Annotated in this window: 22 protein-coding genes; 13 read left to right on the plus strand and 9 right to left on the minus strand. The window is 45.5% G+C overall.

The window, feature by feature from the left end; all coding sequences use genetic code 11:
- The first annotated feature begins 9 nt into the window (after positions 1-9).
- From MKHDV_RS12270 to MKHDV_RS12280, 3 genes are read left to right on the plus strand one after another with little or no spacing between them, the layout of a single operon-like run.
- A complete protein-coding gene (locus MKHDV_RS12270) occupies positions 10-1,077 on the plus strand; it encodes a sulfite exporter TauE/SafE family protein (RefSeq protein WP_160715714.1) in 1,068 nt (355 codons plus the stop codon).
- A gap of 35 nt (positions 1,078-1,112) precedes the next feature.
- Positions 1,113-1,976 (plus strand): universal stress protein, encoded by an 864-nt coding sequence (locus MKHDV_RS12275; protein WP_160715715.1) that lies wholly within the window; start codon positions 1,113-1,115, stop codon positions 1,974-1,976.
- The gene (locus MKHDV_RS12280; protein ID WP_160715716.1) at positions 1,973-2,323 is read left to right on the plus strand and encodes a hypothetical protein; all 351 of its coding nucleotides are present in this window, start codon (positions 1,973-1,975) and stop codon (positions 2,321-2,323) included. Before MKHDV_RS12275 ends, MKHDV_RS12280 begins: the two co-directional genes overlap by 4 nt.
- A 354-nt stretch (positions 2,324-2,677) precedes the next feature.
- Here the strand turns inward: MKHDV_RS12280 and MKHDV_RS12285 are convergent, their stop codons facing one another.
- Positions 2,678-3,859, minus strand: coding sequence for an iron-containing alcohol dehydrogenase (locus MKHDV_RS12285; protein WP_160715717.1), 1,182 nt, complete (start codon positions 3,857-3,859; stop codon positions 2,678-2,680).
- A gap of 659 nt (positions 3,860-4,518) precedes the next feature.
- Here MKHDV_RS12285 and modA point away from each other — a divergent pair.
- Genes modA through MKHDV_RS12300 form a run of 3 tightly spaced genes read left to right on the plus strand, consistent with a single transcriptional unit; the run spans position 4,519 to position 7,624 of the window.
- Entirely contained in the window at positions 4,519-5,247 is a 729-nt protein-coding gene (gene modA, locus MKHDV_RS12290) for a molybdate ABC transporter substrate-binding protein (RefSeq protein ID WP_160715718.1), read from the plus strand.
- A 5-nt stretch (positions 5,248-5,252) separates the two neighbouring features.
- The gene (locus tag MKHDV_RS12295) at positions 5,253-5,930 is read left to right on the plus strand and encodes a molybdenum ABC transporter permease (RefSeq protein ID WP_160715719.1); all 678 of its coding nucleotides are present in this window, start codon (positions 5,253-5,255) and stop codon (positions 5,928-5,930) included.
- A gap of 20 nt (positions 5,931-5,950) precedes the next feature.
- Positions 5,951-7,624 carry a ribonuclease H-like domain-containing protein gene (locus tag MKHDV_RS12300; RefSeq protein WP_160715720.1) on the plus strand — a complete coding sequence of 558 codons (1,674 nt, stop codon included), beginning with the start codon at positions 5,951-5,953 and terminating at the stop codon, positions 7,622-7,624.
- A 192-nt stretch (positions 7,625-7,816) separates the two neighbouring features.
- Here MKHDV_RS12300 and MKHDV_RS12305 read toward each other — a convergent pair whose 3' ends face one another.
- The gene (locus MKHDV_RS12305; protein ID WP_160715721.1) at positions 7,817-8,071 is read right to left on the minus strand and encodes a hypothetical protein; all 255 of its coding nucleotides are present in this window, start codon (positions 8,069-8,071) and stop codon (positions 7,817-7,819) included.
- A gap of 612 nt (positions 8,072-8,683) precedes the next feature.
- Here MKHDV_RS12305 and MKHDV_RS12310 point away from each other — a divergent pair.
- Positions 8,684-9,859, plus strand: coding sequence for a Bcr/CflA family efflux MFS transporter (locus tag MKHDV_RS12310; RefSeq protein WP_160715722.1), 1,176 nt, complete (start codon positions 8,684-8,686; stop codon positions 9,857-9,859).
- A gap of 439 nt (positions 9,860-10,298) precedes the next feature.
- Positions 10,299-12,608: a mechanosensitive ion channel family protein gene (locus MKHDV_RS12315; protein WP_160715723.1), complete on the plus strand. Its 2,310-nt coding sequence runs from the start codon at positions 10,299-10,301 to the stop codon at positions 12,606-12,608.
- 141 nt (positions 12,609-12,749) lie between these two features.
- Here the strand turns inward: MKHDV_RS12315 and MKHDV_RS12320 are convergent, their stop codons facing one another.
- The 5 genes from MKHDV_RS12320 to MKHDV_RS12340 form a co-directional block, all read right to left on the minus strand.
- On the minus strand, positions 12,750-12,983 hold the full coding sequence (locus MKHDV_RS12320; protein ID WP_160715724.1) for a hypothetical protein: 234 nt from the start codon (positions 12,981-12,983) through the stop codon (positions 12,750-12,752).
- 204 nt (positions 12,984-13,187) lie between these two features.
- Entirely contained in the window at positions 13,188-13,484 is a 297-nt protein-coding gene (locus MKHDV_RS12325; RefSeq protein WP_160715725.1) for a hypothetical protein, read from the minus strand.
- A gap of 276 nt (positions 13,485-13,760) precedes the next feature.
- Positions 13,761-14,135, minus strand: coding sequence for a DUF3955 domain-containing protein (locus MKHDV_RS19220; protein ID WP_371416028.1), 375 nt, complete (start codon positions 14,133-14,135; stop codon positions 13,761-13,763).
- 120 nt (positions 14,136-14,255) lie between these two features.
- Entirely contained in the window at positions 14,256-15,260 is a 1,005-nt protein-coding gene (locus MKHDV_RS12335) for a TDT family transporter (protein WP_160715727.1), read from the minus strand.
- A gap of 359 nt (positions 15,261-15,619) precedes the next feature.
- Positions 15,620-16,909: a rhodanese-like domain-containing protein gene (locus tag MKHDV_RS12340; RefSeq protein WP_160715728.1), complete on the minus strand. Its 1,290-nt coding sequence runs from the start codon at positions 16,907-16,909 to the stop codon at positions 15,620-15,622.
- A 183-nt stretch (positions 16,910-17,092) separates the two neighbouring features.
- On the opposite strand from MKHDV_RS12340, the gene MKHDV_RS12345 reads away from it, so the two are divergent.
- A complete protein-coding gene (locus MKHDV_RS12345; RefSeq protein ID WP_160715729.1) occupies positions 17,093-17,989 on the plus strand; it encodes a DMT family transporter in 897 nt (298 codons plus the stop codon).
- On the opposite strand, the gene MKHDV_RS12350 is transcribed toward MKHDV_RS12345, so the two are convergent.
- Together MKHDV_RS12350 and MKHDV_RS12355 are read right to left on the minus strand one after the other, a co-directional pair.
- Positions 17,970-19,469, minus strand: coding sequence for a cryptochrome/photolyase family protein (locus tag MKHDV_RS12350; protein WP_160715730.1), 1,500 nt, complete (start codon positions 19,467-19,469; stop codon positions 17,970-17,972). The genes MKHDV_RS12345 and MKHDV_RS12350 overlap by 20 nt on opposite strands.
- Positions 19,470-19,583: 114 nt before the next feature.
- Complete coding sequence (locus MKHDV_RS12355) at positions 19,584-20,330, minus strand: UPF0280 family protein (protein ID WP_160715731.1); 747 nt, start codon at positions 20,328-20,330, stop codon at positions 19,584-19,586.
- 467 nt (positions 20,331-20,797) lie between these two features.
- Between MKHDV_RS12355 and argF the strand changes: the two genes are divergently transcribed.
- From argF to MKHDV_RS12375, 4 genes are all read left to right on the plus strand, one after another.
- Positions 20,798-21,703, plus strand: a complete 906-nt coding sequence (gene argF, locus MKHDV_RS12360) for an ornithine carbamoyltransferase (RefSeq protein ID WP_160715732.1) — start codon at positions 20,798-20,800, stop codon at positions 21,701-21,703.
- Positions 21,704-21,853: 150 nt separating this feature from the next.
- A complete protein-coding gene (locus tag MKHDV_RS12365) occupies positions 21,854-23,050 on the plus strand; it encodes an argininosuccinate synthase (RefSeq protein ID WP_160715734.1) in 1,197 nt (398 codons plus the stop codon).
- A 9-nt stretch (positions 23,051-23,059) separates the two neighbouring features.
- Complete coding sequence (argH, locus tag MKHDV_RS12370; RefSeq protein ID WP_160715736.1) at positions 23,060-24,439, plus strand: argininosuccinate lyase; 1,380 nt, start codon at positions 23,060-23,062, stop codon at positions 24,437-24,439.
- A 528-nt stretch (positions 24,440-24,967) separates the two neighbouring features.
- Positions 24,968-25,225 (plus strand): RNA-binding protein, encoded by a 258-nt coding sequence (locus MKHDV_RS12375; RefSeq protein WP_160715738.1) that lies wholly within the window; start codon positions 24,968-24,970, stop codon positions 25,223-25,225.
- Positions 25,226-25,305 lie beyond the last annotated feature (80 nt).

The following is a 25,305-nucleotide window of genomic DNA, read 5'->3' on the forward strand; positions in this document are numbered from 1 at the left end:
AGATATACCATGCATGATTTATTATTAGACGGCGCGCGCTTTGTAGACTTGTCTCTTGCGGGTGTGCTTTTTCTCTTCTTTGTAGGCTTCGTAGGCGGACTGGTAAGTGGCTTTATCGGCTCCGGCGGCGCATTTGTTCTTACACCGGGTATGATGAGTCTCGGCGTTCCGGGACCTGTCGCTGTTGCAAGTAACATGTGCCATAAATTCCCTAAAGCACTTGTAGGCGCATTAAAACGTTACAAGTACGGTCAGGTAGATATTAAAATGGGTTTGATTGTCGGTATCTCTGCCGAAGTTGGCGTGCAGATTGGTATTCAAATTCAAAAACTAATTCTTGAGTTATGGGGACCAGCTGGTTCAAACCTCTACGTTTCGTTAGCATTTGTGTTCGTGCTGGTTACCGTTGGCAGCTTTGTTATGAAAGATGCCATCACTACAAAACGCAATGGTGGTGAAGAAAAAGTAACCAACCTTGCTAAAAAACTGCAAAGCATCGAACTGTGGCCGATGGTGACCTTTAAAGGCAGCGACATCCGAATTTCATTCTGGTTTACCGCACCGGTTGGCCTTGCAGCAGGTTTGCTTGCAGCTACTATTGCTGTTGGCGGTTTCGCAGGCGTACCGGGCATGATCTACATTATCGGTATGACCAGCCTTATGGCATCTGCAACCGAGCTTGTTGTTGCATTTGTAATGGGTCTTGGCGGCACACTCATCTGGGCATTCTATGGTATGGTAGACATTCGCCTTACCCTTATAATTCTTGCCGGTTCATTATTTGGTGTTCAGCTTGGCGCAATCGGTACTACGTATGTTAAGGATTATGTAATCAAATATGTAATGGCGACTATTATGCTGATCGTTGCATTCAGTCGCGGTCTTGCTATTCCTAAATACTTAAAACAGCTTGATGCTATTAACTGGGACTCCGGTCTTATCAGTAGCATGAGTCAGGTAAGTTTCGGACTTATGTGTTTTGCTTTGGGCGTAGGCGCGTACATCATCCTTAAAGGTATGATCGTTGGTCGCAGAAAAGAACGTGAAATGGAAATGGGTGCAGGCTCTAACGCATAAGCACGATGTAATCTAAGCACAGAAGGGCGTTACGAATGTATAAAAAAATGCTTGTAGCTTTTGACGGCGCAGAATCATCCTTGGATATAGTTCGGCAGGCAGCACGCTTTGCACGTTCTGAAAATTCCATGATCGATATTGTTACGGTTTGTCCGGAGTATCAGGGTGATTTGCGAATCCAAGGTGATACAAGTGTTCTGTACAATATGTACGAAGATATTCGTAACGCTCTTAATAATGCAGTCTCTTTATGTGAATCAGAAGGCATGAAGGTTCGGGGACATTTCTGCATAGGAAATCCGGCAGATGTTCTTGTGGAGCAGATAACTTCCCTCGGATGTGACCTTGTCGCACTCGGCACGCACTCAAAAAAGCTTCTGCAATCCATAGTGATCGGCTCTGTTGCCGGTACGGTAGTGCGTCAGACAGATTGTGATCTTCTGGTAATCACCGGAAACAAAGGGCTTTCATTACAAAGTATTTTTCTAGCATATGACGCAAGTGCAGAAGCCAACGCTGCGGCGCAACAGGCGAGCGCATTGGCAGAACGCTATGGCTCTCGACTTACAGCCGGTATCGCCTACGAAATGGACATGGAGGCGTTCAGTCTTTCACCAGTGGTAGAACGTGCCGTGGTGGAAAAAACAGAGCAGGCTGTGGAAGCCGTGAAAAGCATAGTCGACGCTTCGGATGTAAGGGACTTTGATGTGGCAGTGCGCTACGGCAATCCAACACACGAGGTGTTAATTGAAGAGGCGCAGAAAAAGAACGCAGGGCTGGTCGTTATTGGGGCGGGTGTACGCAGTAAGCTGTCCCATCTTCTAGTGGGTGGTGTGGTGCATAAACTTGTATACAGCAGTGCTTGTCCCGTACTTATTGTGAAGGAGCAGATGCAATGAGCGTAGAAGTGATAGCAGACGAATGTGATGCAGTGTCAGAGCTGGAATATGCTGATGACGACAATATGCGGTTCAGCACATACACCTTTGTTAATGTAACGACAAATGAGCAGTACGACTTTGACTATATGGTTCTGGAAGAGTCTTTGGTCATAAAAGGCGGGCTTGTTGTGTTTATATTGGAACCAGACAAACCGCGTTTTTATACAGTCGAATTGGTGGATGACACAAATCAACGTGTCGAGCTGACAAAGGCTAAGAATGGCTTCAGTAAAATTTTACTATTGTTTGCGTTACTCGGCGCAAGCTGGTTTGTTCTCGACTACATTATGAAGTTCTTTTTCTAAGACGAGTTCTACCAATAAACTTTGATTGAAAAAGTAGCGTATAAAAAATTTATGTTGGCTTTCAGGTTGCTGAAAGATGCAGAGTGACGGTGTCACGAGATGGCATTTGTTCCCATGTTTTTCCAAAAAATCAGCTATGCACCCAACCTGCATCTGCTGAATGCACAATAATAGTATGTAGCTCTTGGCGTGGAGCTACATACCCCAAATTTACCCCCAGTTCCGTATCGGCTGCATGAACTTTTTCCTCCTGTAGCCTTTTACCCCCTTCTCAGTGCATGAGAAGGGGGCATTTGGTTTTGCGAGGAGCGGAAACACAAGGGCATGGGGATGCCGTTGTGTATGATGGTTTAGTTACATAGCGGCTTCATAAATCTCCATAACTTCTTCATGAGTGAGAGTACGTGGATTTGTGAGTACGCATGCGTCTTTTTGAGCATTTTCAGTCATGATCGGAATGTCAGCGATTTTCACTTCTTTCCCGTAGCGTTTTCCCAGTTCTTTTAATCCGCTCGGGATGCCGACATCTTTAGATAATGCGCGGATTGCTTTCATACATTTTTTAGCAGCATCGCGGGTGCTGATGCCTTCGGTATCTTCACCCAGCCATGCAGCCATTTCTGCAAAGCGATCCATTTTAGCGATCAGATTTCGTTCTTCAACAAATGGTAAAAGAATAGCATTACATTCGCCATGCGGCAGGTTGTAATAGCCGCCTAACTGGTGCGCCATAGCATGAACATGCCCGACACTTGCATTGTTGAAGGCCATTCCTGCCAGATATTGAGCGTAGCACATGCCTTCGCGAGCATTAATGTCCTGCCCGTTGGCAACGGCCGGGCGCAGGTGCTTTGATACAAGTTTGATTGCTTTTTCCGCACATGCATCAGTCAGATGTGTAGCTGCTATGGATACATATGCTTCAATGGCATGCGTTAATGCATCCATGCCGGTTGCTGCTGTGAGGGCAGGTGGCATTCCCATCATCAGCAGCGGGTCATCTAGCGCGATGGCAGGTGTTACGTGCCAATCAATGATGGCCATTTTTACTTTGCGCGCTGTGTTGGTAATAACGCAACAGCGTGTCATTTCTGAAGCAGTACCGGCAGTGGTGTTAACTGCTATATATGGCGGCATACCTTTTTCTGATTTATCCAGCCCTTCATAATCGTGAATAGTACCACCGTTGGTGCTTACCAGTCCTATGCCCTTGCCGCAGTCATGTGCGCTGCCGCCACCAAGGGTGATAAGCGAATCACATTGTTCTTTTTGATATACGGCAAGCCCGTCCGCTACGTTTTTATCTGTAGGGTTCGGCACTGTTTCATCAAAAACAACACAGTGAATACCGTCCGCCACAAGCAGATCTACAATTTTTTGAGTCATGCCGATGGCAGTCATTCCCTTATCTGTTACCAGCAGCGGCTTGGTTCCACCCAACGAGCGGACTTTAGCAGGGAGCTCTTTATGTGCTCCGATTCCCATCAAGGTAACGCTTGGAATAAAAAATCCATTTACTTGTTCGCATATAGGCATAGCAGTCTCCATAACTTAAGTTAATTTGAACTGACGAAAAGAAGGCACAAGGGGAACTGCACTCATCGCTGTACGATTTTGGTGTTCGACGGTCAGTGAGGTGAACCTGAACGTCGAAGATTAGAATATACGGAAGTACAGCCATTCATTAAAATATACAGAAAAATAAAGAGTTAAGACATTCATCAAAATGTACAGAATGCAGACATTCACTGCCAGAGACAGAGTGAAGACACTCCTTGGGCGACACGATGTGTCGCCCTTAACGTATCAGGGAGAGTGTTTGCCTTCTATTCTGTGAGTGTTGCTCTTGATCTGAAACAGTATGTACTCCTATGCTTTTGAAGCAACATAACCATCCGTACATGTTAGAAATAATAACCACCGCAGTAGTGAATCCAGCAAGTCTACACAGCTTCTACTGTGCAGGGCGGGTATTAGAATTTCTGAAAAAGTTGAATCATCTAACTGTTTGAAATTGCAAGATGTTGTTGTTTGTGAACTTAGTCATGTTGTGACAGCTGTTTGTGGCTGGAGACGCAAGGGGTGATGTCACGGTTTATATTATTTACGTGACTCGGTTGTGTTTGAGGTTGGCTTTACATAGAGAATCAGCGTTGTGCGTTATGCTTTTTTGTATCTATGTAAGGATAAATATTATGAATTTACTTCGAATTGCTCTCATGGGTGTATTTCTGTTTGTTTCTTCAGTAACAGCATGTTTGGCTGACGATGTTGTTTTAGCATCCGGTGCTGGATACAAAAAAATGGTGAACGCTCTTGTTGCTGAATATGCGCAGCAGACAGGTAATTCTGTTGATCTTATCTTTGGCAATATGGCTCGTGTAACCATGTTGGCAAAGCAGGGGGGTAAGGTAGGGTTGGTTCTTGGTGACACCGGATTTTTGAAAAAAGCACACCTTCCCATGCAGTCGATGTACGAACTCGGACGCGGCAAGCTTGTGCTGGCATTTTCCAAATCCGTAAAAGCATCAACTGTTGAAGGGTTGGATGCTCCGCAGACAACTCGCGTTGCGTTACCGGATGGTAAGAAAGCTATTTATGGCAAAGCTGCGCGTGAATTTTTACAATCAAGCGGAAGGATTCCTGCAATTCAACCCAAACTTGTGGAAGTATCCACTGTTCCGCAGGTATTTTCATACTTAGCAACCAATGAAGTTGATATGGGATTCTTGAACCTTACCCATGCGTTGAATGTTGCAGATAAGCTTGGCGGGTATGTAATGGTGGATGAGTCATTGTACTCCCCCATTTCAATTGTTGTGGGCGTACTTGCCAACAAATCGCAGGAAAAAGAACAGCAGGATTTTTTGAAATTTCTCAATACGCCCGAAGCGCAGGCCATCGTTCATAAGCACGGGCTATAGTCTGTATGGATTTTTTTGCAATATTATCGGAGCAGCAAACTACTACTCCTCTGTACCTTACGCTAAAAACGCTATGTCTTGTGGGGATACTGCATTTAGTAAGTGGTGTTTTACTTGGGTATTATCTGACAAGTAAAAAAAGCATGATGCGTTCTGTGGTGGATTTTTTGGTCACGCTGCCGCTGGTGTTTCCACCAATAGCCACAGGATTTGTACTGCTTATGCTACTTGGACGCTCAGGGCTTATCGGTACTGCGCTTCCTGTAGATATTGTGTTCAGTTTTACAGGTGTGGTCATAGCCTCGTTTGTGGCGGGGCTGCCGCTTATGGTAAAGTCTGTCGAAACGGCACTGAGGGGCGATGTTCGCCGGTTGGCGGAGCTTGCCCATGTGCTGGGAAAGAATGATTGGGAAACCTTCTGGCAGGTTCTTCTTCCCAATATTCGTCGTAGTATAGCGACCGGTTGGTTTCTTGCCCTTGGGAGGGGACTCGGTGAAGTGGGTATAACCCTTATGCTGGGTGGAAATATTATCGGTAAAACCAACACGCTGTCTCTTGAAATTTACAACGCTGTGTTCAGCGGTGAGTTTGATAGAGCAATGGTGCTGGCATCAATCTTGGCTGTTTTTTCTTGTGTGATCTTTATTGCGCTGAAAAAACTTTCGTCACCTAACCTGTTATAGGCGTACTGAATACAATACTGATGATCACAAATACATTTCTTCATATTAGAGGAATCAGCAAGCGGCAGGAAGAAGTTCTCTGGCAACAGGGGGTAACGGACTGGACGCTGTTTGCGAAGGATGCGCCGGTTTCACGTCCCTGCGCGTTGAATGATTCTGTTGATGCACTTAGTTCAGGCGATGCTGAGTTCTTTGCCCGTGCCTTGCCAAAGGCAGAGCATTACAGGATTGCTTTGGAGTTTCCTGACGATGTGATGTTTTTGCGTGTGGAAACTACCGGAAGCAGCCTGTATTATGATTCGCTCACTATGATAGGCTGGTCGTTTGGTAAAACATACAATGTGTATGTGGCGGGGGAGGATTCGAGTGCATTTGTAGAAGCAATACGGCGCGCAAAAGTTGTTGTGACGTTTAACGGTACGATGCACGACTGCAAATTTATTCAGAAGCACTTTCCAGAAATGGTGCTGCCGTCTGCTCATATTGATCTACGATATTGTGCAAAGCGGGCGGGATTGTCTGGCGGCAGAACGGCCATTGAACATGCTGTCGGGCTGGTACGCCTCACAGCTACTGAGTCCCCATCTGTATTGTGGCATCGTTATCGTCGTGGAGATTCTGCTGCGTTGCGGCGGATGATCACGCATAACCATGCGGATATTGAAGCGCAGAAAGTGTTGCAGGATGCCTGCATCGCTCGTTTGTACGCCAAGAAGTCTATTCCTGTTGCTGTGCGCTCCTCAGTTCGCTTTGCAAAGTCTTCAAGCGTAATCAAATGGGCAACGGCAACGAACTATGGATTTAGTTCCGGCATTAAAATCTCTGCATACAAAGGTGATCAAGCTCCTGCTGTGACCTACAGCCAGTTGCAAGCGGAAATGTCGCTTGATGATGTTTGCGTTGTGGGAATAGATCTCGTTGCGTCAGAAAAAAGGGAGTCCGGTTTTTGTGTTCTGCGCGGCAATATTGCGACGACATCACGCATGAAGACTGATGAAGATATGATTGAAGCGGCACTCGTTGCAGGAGCAAATTTAATTTCTATAGATTCCCCGCTTGGTATCCCTCATGGACGAACAACGTTTTGGGATGATGACATCATGCGTGAGCAGTATGGCATTACTCGTGAATGCGAAAGGGTGTTAAAGCAGCGCGGGATTTCGAGCTATCCTTGTCTTATTCCCAGTATGCAAAAGTTAACGCAGCGGGGCATGGGGCTTGCGGCCAAATTTAAGGCGCTTGGTCTGGAAGTAATTGAAGGGTACCCCGGCGGCACGCAGGACATTCTTTCTATTCCGCGCAAGCAGGCAGGGTTGGCAGATCTTATTGAGGGACTGATTGAATTCGGTATCACAGGTCAATTTACACAGGGCGCAGTGAGTCAGAAGGAAGAAGCGCAGGTTTCCAGTGCCATTACGATTAGTCCTAAAAAGATACGCGCTAAAGCCAGCTGGAGTCAGCACGTGGATAATCGGACACCGTTAGATGGTGTTTCGGCGAAAAAAATTTCAACACAAGCTTCTTCCACCAAAAAAACTGTCACACAAAAAAGAATAAAGATCAGCCACGATGAATTGGATGCCATCACATCTGCCATTGTAGGATTATTCTATCTTTGTGGCAGGTACGAGGCATTAGGCAATGCGGAAGAAGGGTATTTGATAGTACCGTGCCTAAGGGGAGTATCTTGCTAGTATCTGTAACTTTGTCTGATCCTTGAGGCGGAAGAACAATGACTAAGCGGAACTGGCGTAAGGCTTAACGTCGTTGGTCTGAGAACGCACTACCTTGAAGGAAGAGACGTGGTTTAGGGTACTTGAGACATCCCCCAATAAAAAAGGCTCCATCTATAGACAACGTAGATGGAGCTTTTTTATGTGCAGTGATTACATAAGAGCTTGAAGAGAAGCGTAATCGTATGCAGCTGTAATTTTTTCATGAATTTCTTTGGAAGAAATTTCACGGCTTATTTTGAGCTGCGTGGTTGTTTCGCCTAATCCGTCGTTCCAAGTGATGTCTACAAAGTAGAAATCTATGAAGTTCTCCGCAGTGTTTACAACTACTTTTGCATACTTAATTGGCTCTTCAGGAAGTGTTCCAAGCGCCGCCTTAACCTCTTTATCAAAAGTGGAAATATCCATATTCCCTCCTATAAAAAATTTCATATCGTATCATTGTAACAATACGCTGATATTTAGGTAGACGCAGCCTTTGTAGTGTACATAGTGACCAGTGGCAAGTATGTGTGTCTCAGTAAAATTACGTATTAAATTGTACGTAAATTGTCTGTTTATATTGCAGATGCACTCCACTACAAGATAAGAGCATAACTATGAAAGAAAATGATCCTTTTTATACGAAGCTGGCTTGGGCAATTATGATGACAGGGGTTGCCATAGGCGTAAGTGTTTTTGTTTACTGCGTTAAAAAAGGTCTGTAATTGCAGACTGATGAAAAACGAACACATTCTGCGCCGAATACTTGTTGCTGTATGGCTTTCTTACTTCACGCGATTGCCTGATCGTACTTCATAAAAAAATCAAATTCTTACATACGGCTATATGGCTTTGGACTTAGATTTTTCCGTGTTGTAACACTGCCCAGATTTATTCCGACCTAAGGGTGGGGGTATCTTTGAAGCATATGCAGGGTAAATAATCGTCAGTACTATTTTGCAACGGGTACTGTAGGCTGAACATTTTAGAGCCTGTTTTGGGTTAGTAGCAATTTGAACTTTGGGTACATGGAAAGATATGTCACATTTTGTTTTTATTACGCTTCTGGCGGCGTTCCCAGCGCTGTCTACGGATATGTATCTTCCTGCGTTGCCTATTATTCAGGAACAGATGGGGATACCGCTGGCTACTGCGAACTTGTCGCTGGTACTTTTCTTTGTGTTTTTCAGCTTTTCGCTGTTGATCTACGGTCCGCTATCAGACCGTGTCGGCAGGCGTCCTGTCTTGCTGGGCGGCATTACTATCTATATTCTTGGCAGCCTGCTATGTGCTTTGTCTCAAAGTATCTGGCTACTTGTTATTGCCCGTATTATTCAGGCAGCCGGGGCGGCATCAGCTTCTGCACTATCTATGGCTCTTGCTAAAGATTTGTACACAGGTGCGGAACGCCAAAAAGTGCTGGCGTACATGGGGGTTATTGTCCCGTTGTGCCCAATGCTTGCACCGTTGTTCGGTAGTTTTGTGTTGGAATTCGCATCATGGCATTGGATTTTTGTATGTCAGGCGGTGCTTGCAACATTGGCAATGTACGGGAGCATTACTTTTGACGAACCGGAGTTCGAAAAAATACGCGGTTCTGTTTGGAAAGTCGTTTCCCGTTACTCTGCGGTATTGTCCAATGTGCCATTTTCCTTAAGCTGTTTTACCTTTTCCTTCATGGGGATCGGTTTTTTTGGATTTCTTGCTGGCTCCGCAGATATTTACATTCTGTCATACGGACTGACGGAACAAGAGTACGCAATCTTTTTTGGTTTTAATGCCTTAGGATTTATGCTGGGCTCTTTCCTTTGCTCACGTCTATGTATTGGCATGACTTCTATGGAAATATTGCAGGGTTCGCTTCTTGGCATCTTGGTTTCGAGTATTGCATTGTTTTTCTTTGGGCACACCGCGATAGGGTTTGCCATTACCATGTTTTTTATGACCTTCTCGATTGGCGTAAGCCGACCTGTAAGTAACCATATGATCTTGGAAACTGTGGATTCCGACGTAGGTACAGCCGCGTCCATTCTCACATTTACTTATTTTATTCTTGGCGCATTCGCCATGCAGTTCATTTCCTTTGATTGGGTCAGCAAGTCGGCTGTTATTTCTCAAATGGGTATTGCAGCGGCGATTATTCCTCTAGTGGCGCTTTTATTTATGCGTAGAAAGCATAAGCTAGCTCATCAGGTTGAACAGGAACAAGAATAAAAATTGTTGGTGAATACTGAATTTGTAAGAATACTAGTATGAAGAATGCTTGATCTGACAGTTTGTGTGAGTGGAATAAAATAGCATAGGCGCTGTTTCAGTAGGCGTACCACCGTTGGAATGTAAGATATAAAAATAGAACGAACGTCCCTGTTTTCGAATGAGAACAGGGACGTTTTTTTATGGGAAAAACAAGTTTTGCCAATTGAAAATGAGGAAGCGCGCTGAAGAGTTGTGAGTAATTATTGATGATCTCGGTGGAGCTTTTCGCTTATTGCTTTTTAGGAGGCAAAAGAGTGCTGTGAAGGTTCGAAGCGCATAAAACAGCTTTAGAAGAATTTGTAATGTAAGGAACTCGGTAAGGAATATAGAATAAGTGAGATTGGGTGTTGTGTTCGCTGGCGTAGTACTTGCCACTCTTACGAAGAGGTTTCAGCATATGGGGCGTTTATTCTTTGCCATCTGTTTCATGTGGGTTCTTGCTTTCCCTGTCTTGGCTTTCTCTCAAGATGAGGCCATGTCGGCGAATGCTGCTGATACTGGTCGTCTTAATGTTCTGGCAATTCTTGAAGACGAAGAAACTTCTTTACGTAAAGCAGGCGACATTAAGCTGGATGAAATTAGGGACGAATTACAGTTCTTGAACTCTGGATATCGGCAGATAATTTTAAGTCTGGGGATAGCGAGCACCACGCCAATGGTGCTTTGTGAGTTTTATGCACACCTGTCCAGTATTAATGAAAAAAGTTCTGATATTTTTGACGCATTGAAGGTTCTACAAAAACAGGTTCAAACACGATTTGATGGTTTGGAAAATGCGTCAGGAAATTTTTCCAGTAAAGATGAAGCGCCATTGTCATCCGAAGATGACTGGAATTATCAAAAATATACCGACCGACTAAACGCACTCCAGAGTACATTAAAGCAACAATCCGTACGAATAAAGATCGAATTAGATATTGCAGGGCGGCTAGAAAAGAAATCGCTGACTCTTTTGACGCGAATGGAAAAAGAGATACCTTCCAAGTGGGAGAACTATTTTTTGGTAGGGAAAAATCTACCATTAACCAGTGAGTTCTGGACGAGTGATTTTTCGCCCAGTTATTGGCTGTCGTTACGACTTCCTGTTTGGTTGGGACGCCTTTCCGCCGCCTCAACAGATTATAGCAGCAAAATTCTCTTCTTTTCTTCAGTTTTTTTACTCTTGAGTGGGCTGGGAGTGTTCATTGGAAAAAGTATTTTTCTTAAAAATGAACATAAGTCTGACCTGCCGAAATTTATAGCTGCCAGTGTGGTGGTGAGTATCGGCGCTTCCATTATGCTCACCAAGCATCATTTTTACCCCCATGTGACCGGTATGGTCGCCATTCTGGGAGTGAGCATTTATAGCTTCGGCTCAATGTGGGCGGGAGATATTATTCGACGTACATTTAGTGACTACGACAATCCTTCCAGAATTCTTTTAACGTGGTTGTTTGCAGTGGGTGGGCTTTTGCTTGTAACTGGTCTGCCGGAGCAACTTGTTATTTTTGTGTGGGTGTTATTGGTTGTAATCATTGTCGCCGTTATGAAACGTCGCCTCTCTGCTCGTTCTCTTAGAATAAAACAGACAATCTGGTTTTGGGGGCTGATAGCCTCTGTCGTAATGGCATTGTTTGGATTCGGTCGGCTTGCTGTCTTGGCGGGAATGCTGATTTATACAGGCTATTACATCTATACGATAGGCATGGCGGTAACGTGTCTCGCAGGATATGGAATTTCCCGTCTTCCGGATACCGGCGCATACGCATTCGTTCGTGCATTGCTTATGGGAATATTGTCACCATTAATATGGGCAGCATCGGCAGCGCTTGCTGGATCTTGGCTTTATGATTTCTTCGGTGCAGGCGTGTTTAAAGCAACAGGCGATTTAAAGTTCGGCTGGAAAGGTTTTTCTTTGCAGTTGTTCAATGTTGTCATGGTCGTGGCTCTTTTTTTCCTGACTCGTGCGGCAATTGCAGTGGTTAAAACCTATATTAACCGTGAGGGGAAAAAGTGGCCAAGGTCAAAGCGCGGCACAATACATTCTTTAGAAACTATTTCAGCATATACATTCTGGGCGTTGTTTGCCTTGTTTACAATGGGATTTCTTGGTGTAAATTTAACAAGCTTCACTGTTATCGCAGGTGGTCTTTCTGTGGGTATCGGCTTTGGTATGCAGGCTATCTTTAATAACTTTATTAGCGGCTTAATTTTACTTTTTGGTCGTTCCATTCAACAGGAAGATATTATTCAGGTAGGGCAGCTGTGGTGCACTGTGAAAAAAATTAATATTAGAACCACAGTCGTTGAATCGTTCGAAAATGCGAGCATCATAATTCCCAATTCCGATCTGATTGCAACACAGGTAACAAACTGGACAAAAGACGATCCTACATTGCGCAGGGACATTCTTGTTGGAGTTGCATACGGCTCAGATACAAAGCTTGTTGAAAAAACTCTCATGAAAATAGCTAAAGATCATTCGCGCGTATTACCTAAACCGGAACCTCGGGTTCTGTTCAATGACTTTGGTGCAAGTAGTTTAGATTTCATTTTACGTGTATGGATTGATGACATTGATTTTACGTTAAAAACGATGTCTGATTTACGCTATGAAATCGATGGAGCTTTCCGCGAGCTGGGAATTGAGATTGCATTCCCGCAAATGGATCTACATGTGCGGTCTGCTGAAGGGTTGAAGGCATTAAAAGATGTGCCTTCAAGTTAGAGCGAAAGGCAGGAGCATTTGCAGACAGCATTCCGTTCATATTTGAGCGATGGGCACCTCTGGCATGACAATTTATTAGGTGTAAGTACATAAAAAGCCCCGTACAGCGAACTGTACGGGGCTTTTTATGTACGGAAAATCTTATTTTTCTTCTTCTGGCTTGCACCAAACGCAGAATTTTTCTTCACGTTCGGTAACTTTGCCGCCGCAAGTTGGACAGCCGTTTTTAACGCCGCCAGCTTGAACTACTTTTACTACGTCGCCAGTGTTGGCAACCCATGCGCCATTAGGACCTTTGGAGAATCCAAGCATGCCACATTTTTCACAGTAGTAATTGATCATTTTATTGTCGCCACAACGTATACATCCGTTCATGTGTAATCTCGCTTTATGGTAAGAGCTTGACGGCTCATGTGTTTAATTTTGAACAACCATAATAAGGTGAGGAAAACTGCAAGTCAACGGATACCCGAAGCGAGCGTCTTGTTCTTGCTTGTACAGCATGTGGTTCAGAACAGAGCTCCAGGTAGAATTCACTGAGCACTGGTTGTAACGCACTGTCCGCTATTGGCTATGAGATTAATCAGCGTTGTTGAGGGACGCGCTTAATTCGTCCAGCAAGGCCGTTTTTTCGGTCGCTGTGCATTCCTGTACAAACTCTTCCAGCAGGCCAATTACTTCTTCAACACACGGGGCGTTGTTATCCTGTAAAAGCTCTGCAAGAAACAGCGTCATGCCCATGCCGTCAGCACGGTTCAATTCAGCGCTTTGTTCTGCGGAAGCGGTTGTAGTGTCATCCCAAGTGTATTTTTCACAGTATGGGCTGTCCTGTAATACGTCTTTAACTATGATTTCGCATTCTGAAAGAGTACGCATAAAGTAAATACCTTTTACTTAGAGGTTATGTTTGCAGTACTCGTAATAAGATGAGGTTATAAAGTAAAGTCTACATGCGTTAAAAATAGAATATAAAAGAGCTGCCATATTGAAAATTAATATAGCGGCTCTCGCAGTATAGAGAACATAGTTGGGACTAAATAACGATGTTCACCCCCAACAATTTGTAGACTGCCTTTAGGCAGGAATTTTGGGTGTTACGCTTTATTTACCACTTCTTTCTAAAGACAGTGCTTGTTTCAGATAGTTGTATGCTCACCATTTTTTTAAGGATGCTCTTTTTTTATGGAAGCACACAGTGCGGGTGAATCCGATAATGAAGGAGAGCATACTGATGAAAAAAAATAGCCATGTGAGCGGAATAAGGAAAAATGGTTCAATGAGGAAGCCGTTTTCATCGATATGAGATCCAATGACATTATAGCTAATGCCACAGACCAAACTTGCTATCAGAAATAGCCAAGCAATCTTGTTTTTAAAAATACACATAACGTCCTCCATCAATTCATTTCTACAGTAGCCAGAAGTTTGGCGTATGAGATTGTGCGTTGTGATCAGGACGGCAGTGTAAGCGGACAGATTGCAAGCATAAAGTCTTTTCTCGGTTATCCTCACGAAATAAGGTTGCATATTGAAAAAGCCAAAATCTTACATGCAATGAATGTCAGATTTTGGCTCTTTCTAGTGCCGTTGTATTGCACTTGTGAGAATCACGTCGGGCAATACTGTTTTGTCGCTAGGCGGGAAAAATTAGTGAGAAACTGTTCCTGCTACCAGACGCGCTTTATTGAAGGATGGGAAAATCGCTTCCTTCGGGAAGAAAAAGAGTGCGTAGCGGATAGCAACGTAGGAAACGATAATGGTTGCAATGTACAGTTCCATTGTTGCAAGGCTTGCTACCTGATCTACAATCTCCTGCTGCCATCCCTGTGCGCTCATCCATGCACTGGATTTGTACAGTGCGGTAGACCCGATTACGAGCGGGAATGTGAAAGCTGCGAATCCAGGGCTGAAAGGAAGACGAAGAAGTTTTATAAATGCTACGTAGAGTACAAATGTCATGAGTACTGCAATGCCGAGTAATACTGCAATAATTAATGCAGAAGGAGAGCTTGTCATGGACAGGTAGCCTGCAAGTGAGAGACTTGCCGGTGCTGCCATAATTGCGATGGTCGGCTTTGCTGCGTCTACAATTTCATTACAGAAGATGAGACGGTAGATCATGATCGGCAACATGATGGCGTAAGCAACCATGCCGAAGTACAATAACAATGTTGCAAAAGAGTAGAAGTGTGTTCCAGCGAAGCTTACGTTAGCTACGATAATGCCCACTGGTGGCACAAACCAGCTCGGAACCATTTTCTGTAAGGAAAAATCGTTGATCTGGTGAAAGATAAAAAATGCAAGAAATATAAGGTGAATTCCGACAGCTGCAAGCCAGAGTGCTTCGCCTGCCATTGGAGCAAATTTTGAAACTGCGTTGGAGATAACCATAGTTGCCATGGCGAATGTTGGAGCAACGCTGCCAACAACGGGATGAGCAAGATCGTTCAGCAACGATTTAGGGTAGAAAACAAAACGAGCGAGGAGCGCAACGAGTAACATGGCAGCAATAGCTGCACCTGTTAACTGTGCGTAGCCCTGTAAAGGTGCTGCATTTTCCCAACACCAACCAAGGCTGGCAATACCAAGAGCAAGACCGGCAGTAGGAGTAGGAAGATCAGCGACTCGAATAATAGTTTTCGGATGGTTCATGGCGACCTCATTTGTGGTGAATGTGTAAGGTCGTTATAGGGAGAGTTTTTTGTGTAGCATAGTTTAATGTTTTTACTTTTTGTGTAAGAAAAATTGAATATCTAAAAATATATGACAGAAAATCGCATTACTGTCTAAAATTCTTACACTTTATTCTTTGTCCATTTTTGCGCAGCTGGGAAGCTATAGCATCCCCGTTTAATTATTTTTTTTAATTCGCTCTTGCGGGCACAAAAAAAGCCAGAATCACATTGCTGCTATACACATGTGATTCTGGCTTTCATAACATCTCTTACTGTACCGAGGGGGTTTGGTAGTTAAGGGGACATACCGACAGTAAGGATGAAAAAGGCTGGCTGCTACTTCACAGGTGTGCCTGTTGCAGTAGGATTAGCTGGATTCATACTCCAAATATGCCAACCATCATCATAGAGACTAGCTTGGGTGAACCCCATAGCCTGAGCATACAGTAACGCTTCACTGGCGCGCCAGCCAGTGCCGCAATAAAAAGAAACTTCTTTGTCCGGAGTAATGCCCCATTCTTTCCAGAATGCTGCAATCTCTGTGTAATCGCGCATGGTGTTATCAGGGTTGCGGAAGTCATCCATGTTGTAGGAATCTTTTCCTGCATGTCCCCATGTAGCACCTTTGATGCGCCCTTTAGGCTTAATATATGAGTAGCCGGTTGTTTCCCCGATGTATTCATCCCATGTACGGATGGAAACAAGCTCGCCATTTTTATCTTTAAGAATCCGCTTTGCCTCTTTGATGTCGATGATGAGGCTTGTGTCTGGAGTCGCTGTGCCAAAAGTTGTGGCAGGTGTAGGCGTTACTTCGGTTCGTTCAGTTTTGAATCCGGCTGCCTTCCATGCGGAAAGTCCGCCGTTAAGGATTCGAACGTCCTTTACGCCGAGGGAGCGCATGGCAACGGCTGCGCGTGCTGCGTCAATTCCAGCTTCACCGTACAGCACCACTGGTGTGTCTGCGGTAACGCCGATCGAGAGCAGGTTAGTGCGAATTTCATCAGCCGGAAGGTAGTTCCATCTGCGTGCTTCAGATTCAAGAAGATCTGTATTCAGGTGCACAGCTGTAGGAATGTGGTTCTGATTGTATACTTTGCCTTCGCCCCATGAGGCTTCCACAACGAGAATATTTTTTTCAGCAATACGTTTTTGTACCCATTGGGCAGGAACGATACCTTCGTAATGCGGCAGACGCTCAAGAGGTAATCCTGCTTGCACCCATGCGGCAAAGGAATCTTTATAAAGAGAGATTTGTGATGCGCTGACGCCTTGTTCAACAAGCCAGTTAGCTACAATGGTAGCCTGTTCAAGTGTGTATCCGTAGACGATGATGGATTTGGCAGCGGAAAGATTTTTTGCCGCAGTTACTTCAGCAGTGCGGGGAAGGTCTTGCGTAACCCAGGAAGCTGAAAGGTTGGTGGCAGCGGGAAGGTGGCCCGTGCGTTTCTCACCCTGTAATGCCCAGCCGTTAAAGGCATTGGGATTACGTGCATCTACAATACGTGTGCCTTGCTGGCTGCGCAGCGTGTCGACTTGCGCTGTGTCGAGCTGGGGAAATGTGGTAGCAAAGGCTGCTGTGGAAATAAGAAGAGCAAAGAATGTGTAAACAATGGTGCGAAACGCCATGAAGACTCCCGAAAAAGATTTTCCATTTCATAACCTACCTGAGAAGATAGAACAAATTGAATAAACTAATAGAAGGAGTAGATGGGTATAGATTGATGTGATTGAATGAGCTTGCATTATGCAACTCACTAACTTACTGAATAAAGTTTGTGATCGCTAACATGTTTTGACAATGAGAAAATAATGAATCTTCCTCCTCAGCTTGCTCGTTATGGCGGATACCTGTTTGCGTTGATGGCCACCGTTATCTGGTCCGGTAACTTTATTGTTGCCCGTGGATTATCCAGTGAGATTGCTCCGGTTACGCTTGCTTTTTGCCGCTGGACAACCGCGACAGTTGTTTTGCTGCCGTTTGCATTTGCTGCATTGTACCGTCAGCGTACAGAGCTGCTTTTAAGTTTGCGTCATCTTATCCCCACAGCATTTATGGGTGTTACCGTCTTTAACACCTTAATTTATATTGCAGGGCATAAAACTACGGCGCTGAACTTGTCGTTGATTGCCATTTTCTCACCAGTTTTCATTATCGTATTGGCGCATATCTTTTTGAATGATCGCATCACTGTGACACGTCTGTGTGGTGTTGTGCTTTCTGTGCTGGGTGTTGTGATGCTTACAACACGGGGTGATCTTGGGTTATTGCTTGAATTGCAGTTTAATGACGGCGATTTGCTGATGCTGTTCGCCACACTTATTTTTGCAATCTACACCATTTTAGTCCGCCGTAAGCCGATTGCGTTATTGCCGACAGCGTACCTTGGTGCCAACTTTATTCTTGGTTGGATAATGCTGTTGCCGTGGGTGTTGTGGGAATGGACATACGCACCGCCTGTTATGCCAGCACCGCACGTTTTAGGATCTATTTTATATATTGGTGTAGGCGCATCACTTCTAGCATACCTTTTCTGGAACTATGCCATCGCGAGCATAGGCCCTGCAAAAGCGGGCATTGTGTATTACAGTTTGCCCCTGTTTTGCGGTATCGAGGCGTGGCTTATTTTAGGTGAAGCAATTACATGGGTGCATGGCTTGTCCGGCTTCCTGATTGTTTGCGGTATCTTTATTGCGAACCGTCAATAGCTGGCGGTAGCGACGCAAGGTAAGTTTCCGCCACGGACAGATGTTGTTGCAGCTTGGTTTCATCCATGCGTTGCAATCCCCAGATCATGGGGCGTGTGCGGTTGTTGCCTTCAAATAATTCATAATGTGTGAAGATAAAACGCCAGTATAGCCCGTCCCAGATAGGGCACCATTCATCTTGAGGGAAATCGCTCATCTTGCGTACGTAATTGCTACTGCTCACATACGGTTTGGTAGTAATGAGCCCGCCATCCGCGTACTGACTCATGCCGTACACATTGGGCACCATAACCCAGTCGTAAGAATCTATGAAAAGCTCTAAAAACCACGTGTACACCTGCGTGGGGTCGAACTCACAGAGCAACATGAAATTCCCCAGAATCATAAGCCGTTCTATGTGATGGCAATATCCGTGTTCCAGCACTCGTTTGATGACTGTATCCACAGGAGTAATTCCTGTGGTGCCGGTGTAGAACGATTGTGGAATCGGACGGGTATGCTTGAAAAAGTTTGATGTACGTTGCTGCACACCTAGCTTGCAGTAAGTTGCGTGCATAAATTCCCGCCAGCCGATAAGTTGCCGTATAAATCCTTCTATAGAATTGAGAGGAATCTTGCGTTCTTCCCATATGTCCAGAACTGCATTAAGCACCTGCTGCGGACTAAGTAATCCTATGTTCAACGCCGGAGATATGAGGGCGTGAAAAAGGAAGTCGTGATCGTGCATGATGGCATCCTGATAGATGCCGAAATGGGGCAGTTTGTGTTCGATGAAGTCATCAAGCCATTGCTGCGCCTGTTCATGTGTGTGCGGGTAGAGAAGTTGTAAGTCTGAACCGAATGCATCTGGATAGGCTGTTGTTACGTGTGCGTATGCCTCTGTGGAAAATGGAGATGTTACATCCGGTGGTGGCGGGGGAACCGGCACAATGCCATCATACGCATAGCGATTCTGGGTATCCATTGACCATTTGCCGCCCACTGGCTTTCCGTTTTCCTGTAGCAATACGTTTAACGTTTTACGCTGGGCAGAATAGAATGATGCCTGACGCGGCTTGTCGCCTAACAGTGCCTCGGCTTCGCCTTTTTGCAAAAAGAATGAGGGTGTTGGTAGTGTGGTCAGGGTGATGTTGTGTGCGATACACTCGCGCTGGAGTCGTTTTTCCAGCAGGTAATCTGAAAGGGCGGCGATGTAGATGTGCGTAATTTCGGCTTCTGCCAGTGCTGCAAACAGATTGTGCATGTTCTGCGATGGAAGATGGGAAATGTACGTGGTCGCGTGTCCCGCCTGTTGCAGACGGTGCTCATATGCCTTCAAGCTGGCGCGATGAAGCATGAGTTTTTGTTTATGAAAGTTGCTCTGCCAGCGGTGATCGCCAAACATAAGCTGTTCTTCCAATAAAAAGACAGGACGGTTCTGCACAACGGCAGGATGATCCAAAAAAAGCTGATGAGGAAAGACTACTGCTGCTTCTCGCATATCAACACCTCGTCAGAGCAGTGTATCAGGTCGTACGTTTTACTTCCACTATGCTCGTAGATTTTGTTGGTATGCGAGATTCAGCAGGATAAATTGGTATGTTGTGCCCAATTCTTAAACAACGGCTAATTCCATTTTGCCCCATACGCTGACTTTGTCACCGCACTGAGCAAAAACGCCTTCAATACCGTGGTGCTGTAAGCGCATGGCCTCTTCTGTAACGCGTTCCACATCGCCGGGAAGTTTCAGCATATTACAAAATGAGGTTGCACATGCATCCGCAAGGCTGCCGTTTTTGGATCGAACTGCAACAAGTTCGCCGGAGCCTAGGCTGATGGAATGCCCGATGGTAGCGGAGGAGGCACAGATTCCCACAGGGAAGTCCGTATCATCCAGCTTAATACCAACGGTGGCATCACTGTTAGGGTCCGGTAATAGACCTGCAATTCTTGGTTTGGAAGAAAGCATGTATACGTCGCCGCCGTTCTCGACAATAAGTTCGGGGCTCTGATATGCAAATTTTTCGCACACCATCTGTGAGATAGTGCCAGCTACTGCCGCCATAGGTCCAACATTAGCAATGTTGGCAGCTTCTGCCATGCGTCTAATGATGAGTGCCGCGTGCTCCGGCACAACTACAGGGGAAAAGCTTTCCAAAAACTCGGGGTGAAATGTGATGTAGGACTTCAACATGCCGCGTAGTTCTGTCACATACGCGGCAATCTCTAAAGACAGATTCTTACATGCAGTTACATGCAAGTCTGTCTCTTCGACTAAAACTTGAAATGCCTGTTCATCATCGTGCCGAGTATACTGCTGCCGATAATGTCGCAAGGGATTGCTGTATGCTTTTGTACTCATTGTGAACATATACCGAGGCTTGCATAGTTTTGCAACACTTCAAAAATGGAACCGTTTGCATATTGATGACAAAGGCATACAGCAACGCCTTTTGGTCTGTAATGTGAGCTCCGGTCAAAATGGGGCGCTGCAGTAGTGCAGGGCAGTGTTTTAAGTGGATATTCCGCGAAAAATTCATACGGCGTGGGTTTACAAGATTGTGCATTCAGCCTAAAACATCTGCTTCAGGTTATTTTCGGCAAGGATATTCCAGATTGATGGCAACCTTGTACATTGCTTTGCTGCTTTAAAGCCCCAAATGCCACATGCTTCTATGTATGCTTTGATCTTGGTTTTTTTGCACTTTGTACTGCACAGATTTGCTTTGATCCGGCAAAAGGAGCTTTAAAAGCTGCAAGTTCTGCTGAAAATCTGAGACTATTTTTTAAGGATTTTATTGGGAAAGCACATAATTACAGGGGGTCATGATGACCAAGCACTTTACACGTATCAGAGATTTGGGTTGCCAAGCTGCATATGACCTTATTGCCCGCGCTAAAGAGATGAAGGACACTGATCACCGAAGTGAACTTCTAGCTGGTAAAACAGCGATTATGCTTTTTGAGAAGGCATCCACCCGTACACGCGTTTCTTTTGAAACTGCTGTGTACCAACTTGGCGGCAAAACCATTTTTATGACTCCGGCTGAAAGCCAGTTGGGTCGAAGTGAACCGCTAAAAGATACTGCTCGAGTGCTCTCCCGATACAATGACTGTATGATTGTTCGAACCTTCGGTCAGGAAAACATTGAACAGCTGGTACACTATGGTGATATTCCGGTTGTAAACGCGCTTACTGACCAAGGGCACCCATGTCAGATTATGAGTGACCTCTTAACTATCCACGAGCGCACTCCTAACTTTGACGCAGTACGTGTTGCATGGATTGGCGATGGCAACAACATGGCCAACTCATGGATTGAAGCTGCAATGTACTTTCCGTTTGAGCTGTTTATGGCGTTTCCGGAAGGCTACGAGCCGGATAAAGAACTGCTTGCATTTGCGTTGCAGGCTGGAGCTAAAATCTTCTGTACCCACGAGCCTAAATTGGCTCTCGACGGTGCACACTACGTAAACACAGACGTATGGGCATCAATGGGACAGGAAGAAGAGCAAAAGCGCCGTGAAAAAGCATTTGCAGGATACATGATTGATGAGAAGATGATGGCTCTTGCTCATCCGGACGCAATGTTTATGCATTGCCTGCCAGCACACCGCGGCGAGGAAGTGAGTGAAGAAGTTATCGAAGGTCCGGCTTCGATTGTATGGGATCAGGCAGAAAACCGCCTGCACATGCAAAAAGCAATTCTCGAATGGGTATTCAAAGCAGATTAAGACAAACAGACAACAGACTGTGTCGCTGCTAGGAATATAAATTCAAAGCAGCATACACATTACGTTGCTGATTTATTGAGATTTGTTGCTAGATAGTATGCGGAGCATGTAATGTGCTCCGCTTTTCAATAAAAGAATGGAAGGTACGAAATGTCTAATGATATTAAAAAGGTTGTGCTCGCATACTCCGGCGGGCTCGATACTTCTGTAATCCTCAAATGGATTGCCCTTACTTACAATTGTGAAGTTGTTACTCTTACTGCTGACTTAGGTCAGGAAGAAGACCTCGACGGCGTAGATGAAAAAGCATTGGCTACCGGTGCTACCCGCGCATACGTTGAAGACCTTCGTGAAGAGTACGCACGCGATTTTATCTTCCCGATGATGCGCGCTAACGCAATTTACGAAAGCCGCTACCTGCTCGGTACTGCCATTGCGCGTCCGCTTATCACTAAACGCCTTATCGAAATTGCACACGAGGAAGGCGCTCAGGCAGTAGCCCACGGCGCAACCGGTAAAGGCAACGATCAGGTTCGTTTCGAACTTTCTGCAATGGCTCTTGATCCATCCATCAAAGTAATTGCTCCTTGGCGTGAATGGAACTTCCGTTCCCGTACTGACCTCACCAACTTTGCTGAGCAGCACGACATTCCGCTTCCAGTTGCAGCTTCCCGTAAGCTGTACTCCATGGACAGAAATATGCTTCATTGCTCCTTTGAAGGTGGCGAGCTGGAAAACCCTTGGCTTGAGCCGGGTCCAGGTTCCTACCTCATGGCTGTTCCAGTAGAACAGGCTCCGGACGAAGCAGAGTACATTGAACTCGAATTTATCAGCGGTGACCCTGTTGCTCTTAACGGTGAAAAATTAAGCCCTGCCGAAATGGTTAAAGCGCTTAACACTGTTGGCGGCAAACACGGCGTTGGTCGTCTCGATATGGTTGAGAACCGCTTTGTTGGCATGAAGTCACGTGGCGTTTACGAAACCCCGGGCGGCACAATTCTGCACGTTGCTCATCGCGATCTCGAAGGCATCTGCCTCGACCGTGACACCATGCACCTGCGTGATTCTTTGATTCCTAAGTATGCAGATTGCATCTACAACGGATTCTGGTTCGCTCCAGAGCGTGAAGCAATGCAGAAACTTATTGATGAAACCCAGAAAAACGTTTCCGGTACTGTTCGTATCAAACTGTACAAAGGTAACGTTATTCCTGTTGGTCGTAAGTCTCCTTACTCTCTCTACCGCGAAGATCTCGCAACTTTTGAAGAGGACGACGTTTACGATCAGGCAGACGCAGCTGGCTTTATTAAGCTTCAGGGCTTACGTTTGCTCGGCTACAAAAAGTAGGTTTTCATCATGGCAGAAAAAAAGATGTGGGGCGGACGTTTTCGTCAGAAAACCGCTGCGCTCGTAGAAGAATATACAGAATCTGTTTCCTACGATAAAAACCTCTACAAGCAGGATATCGCAGGGTCTAAAGCCCATGCGCGTATGCTCGCTCGTCAGCAGGTTATTTGTCAGGCAGATGCAGATTCCATCGTATCCGGCCTTGATGCTATTCTTAAGGAAATTGAAGACGGTCAGTTCCAGTGGAAAACTGAGTACGAAGATGTTCACATGAACATCGAAAACCGTCTTTCTGAGCTTATCGGTGATGCTGGCAAACGCCTGCATACCGGACGTTCCAGAAACGATCAGGTGGCGCTTGATTTCCGCCTGTACGTGTCTGACTCTATCCGCGAATGGCAGGACCTTATTAAAGGCGTAGTTGCAGAGCTTGTTAAGCAGGCAGAAGAGCACGTGGATACCTTGCTTCCAGGTTGCACTCATATGCAGCCAGCACAGCCTGTATCCCTTGCACATCATCTTCTTGCCTACGCATGGATGCTTCAGCGCGATTTTGAGCGTCTGGTAGACTGCGACAAACGCGCTCGTGTGTGTCCGCTTGGTGCAGCAGCACTTGCAGGCACCACATATCCGCTTGATCCTGCATCAGTTGCAGAAGAACTCGGCATGTACGGAACTTTCAAAAACTCTATGGATGCGGTGTCCGACAGAGATTTTGTTCTGGAATCCTTGTTCGACGGTTCACTCGTTATGACGCATCTTTCGCGCCTCAACGAAGAACTCGTATACTGGGCAAACCCTAACTTCGGGTACATCTACCTGCCAGATGCTTACGCCACCGGCTCAAGCATCATGCCGCAGAAGAAAAACCCCGACGTTTCGGAGATCATGCGCGGTAAAGTAGGTCGTACTTTCGGTTCTCTCATCAACCTGCTTGCTACAGTTAAAGGTCTTCCAATGACCTACAACCGTGATATGCAGGAAGATAAAGAGCCGTTTATTGATACTGATAAAACAGTTTCAACATCCCTCGCCATCATGGCAGGTATGCTTTCCGAATTGCGTTTTAATACAAAACGCATGGAAGAAGTGCTCAAACAGGGCTTCCTTAACGCAACAGAACTCGCTGACTACCTCGTAGGCAAAGGCGTTCCGTTCCGTGAAGCTCACCACATCACCGGCGCTGCGGTGGCGCTTGCAGAAGACAAAAACAAAGGACTCGAAGATCTCAGCATCGAAGAGTTCAACACTGTTTCTGATCTGATTGCAGACGATGTGTACGAAGTACTCTCCTACAAAAATGCTGTCGCTCGTCGCAGAACTCAGGGCGGTACTGGCCCCGATGCTGTAAGAGCACAGATTGCAGAATTGAACGACTGGCTTAGCTAAGTCGGCCAATATAGATTCCCAAAGGGGGCAGCGGTTGCTGTCCCCTTTTTTTGTGCTTTTTTACGATGTTCACAGATGGGGTGTTTTGGGGAAGCTTCTAGTGGTGTTTACCAGTAAGGTGCCTCTGGCAGCGCCTATCAGCGGGATGTCTCCGACGGCTTAAGAACCTCTTGCAAGAGGTTCTTAAGCATCTCCAGAAACCTTTATCTGCGAGGTGAACTGGTTAATTATGATCTCACGCGGCTTATGCCTCACTACCTTGTGTATAATTTGTTATGTGTCAGTTATCTCGGTTTGATTAACTTGAAGTGTGTCTGGTTAAGTCAGCTTTTCTTTGTGTGTGCGGGGTAGAGTATCTCAGTGTGGAGCTAGTAGGATACGTAAGGCAACTCGGTATGGGGTGAGGCTGTGGAGGGAGAATATTCTACGGGATATTTTGTGGGGCGTATATTTTCGTTGCGACCATTCCCAATTTCGGTATATTGCAGCAGAACCACGGGAGAGCCGTGAAATTTTATGGAGAATCAGATGGTAAAAAGTATTTTTGTTGGCAACCTTGCATGGTCTGCTGAAGACGATGACTTGCGTGACTTCTTTGAAGAATGTGGCACCGTAATCCGTGTACGCATTATGAAAGATCAGGAAACTGGTCGTTCCCGCGGGTTTGCCTTTGTAGACATGGATGCTGATGAAGCAGACGCTGCAATTGAAACCCTTAATGGAAAAAACTTGATGGGTCGCCCAGCAACTCTTTCCGAAGCTAAAGCACGCGAGCCACGTCGCTAGTAACTGCTTTTTAGCTACTACAACAAATTTCGGTGTGTAAAAGCCCCTACCTCTCATAGGTAGGGGCTTTTTTTGGGTGT

The organism is Halodesulfovibrio sp. MK-HDV, assembly GCF_009914765.1.
Taxonomy (GTDB): domain Bacteria; phylum Desulfobacterota; class Desulfovibrionia; order Desulfovibrionales; family Desulfovibrionaceae; genus Halodesulfovibrio.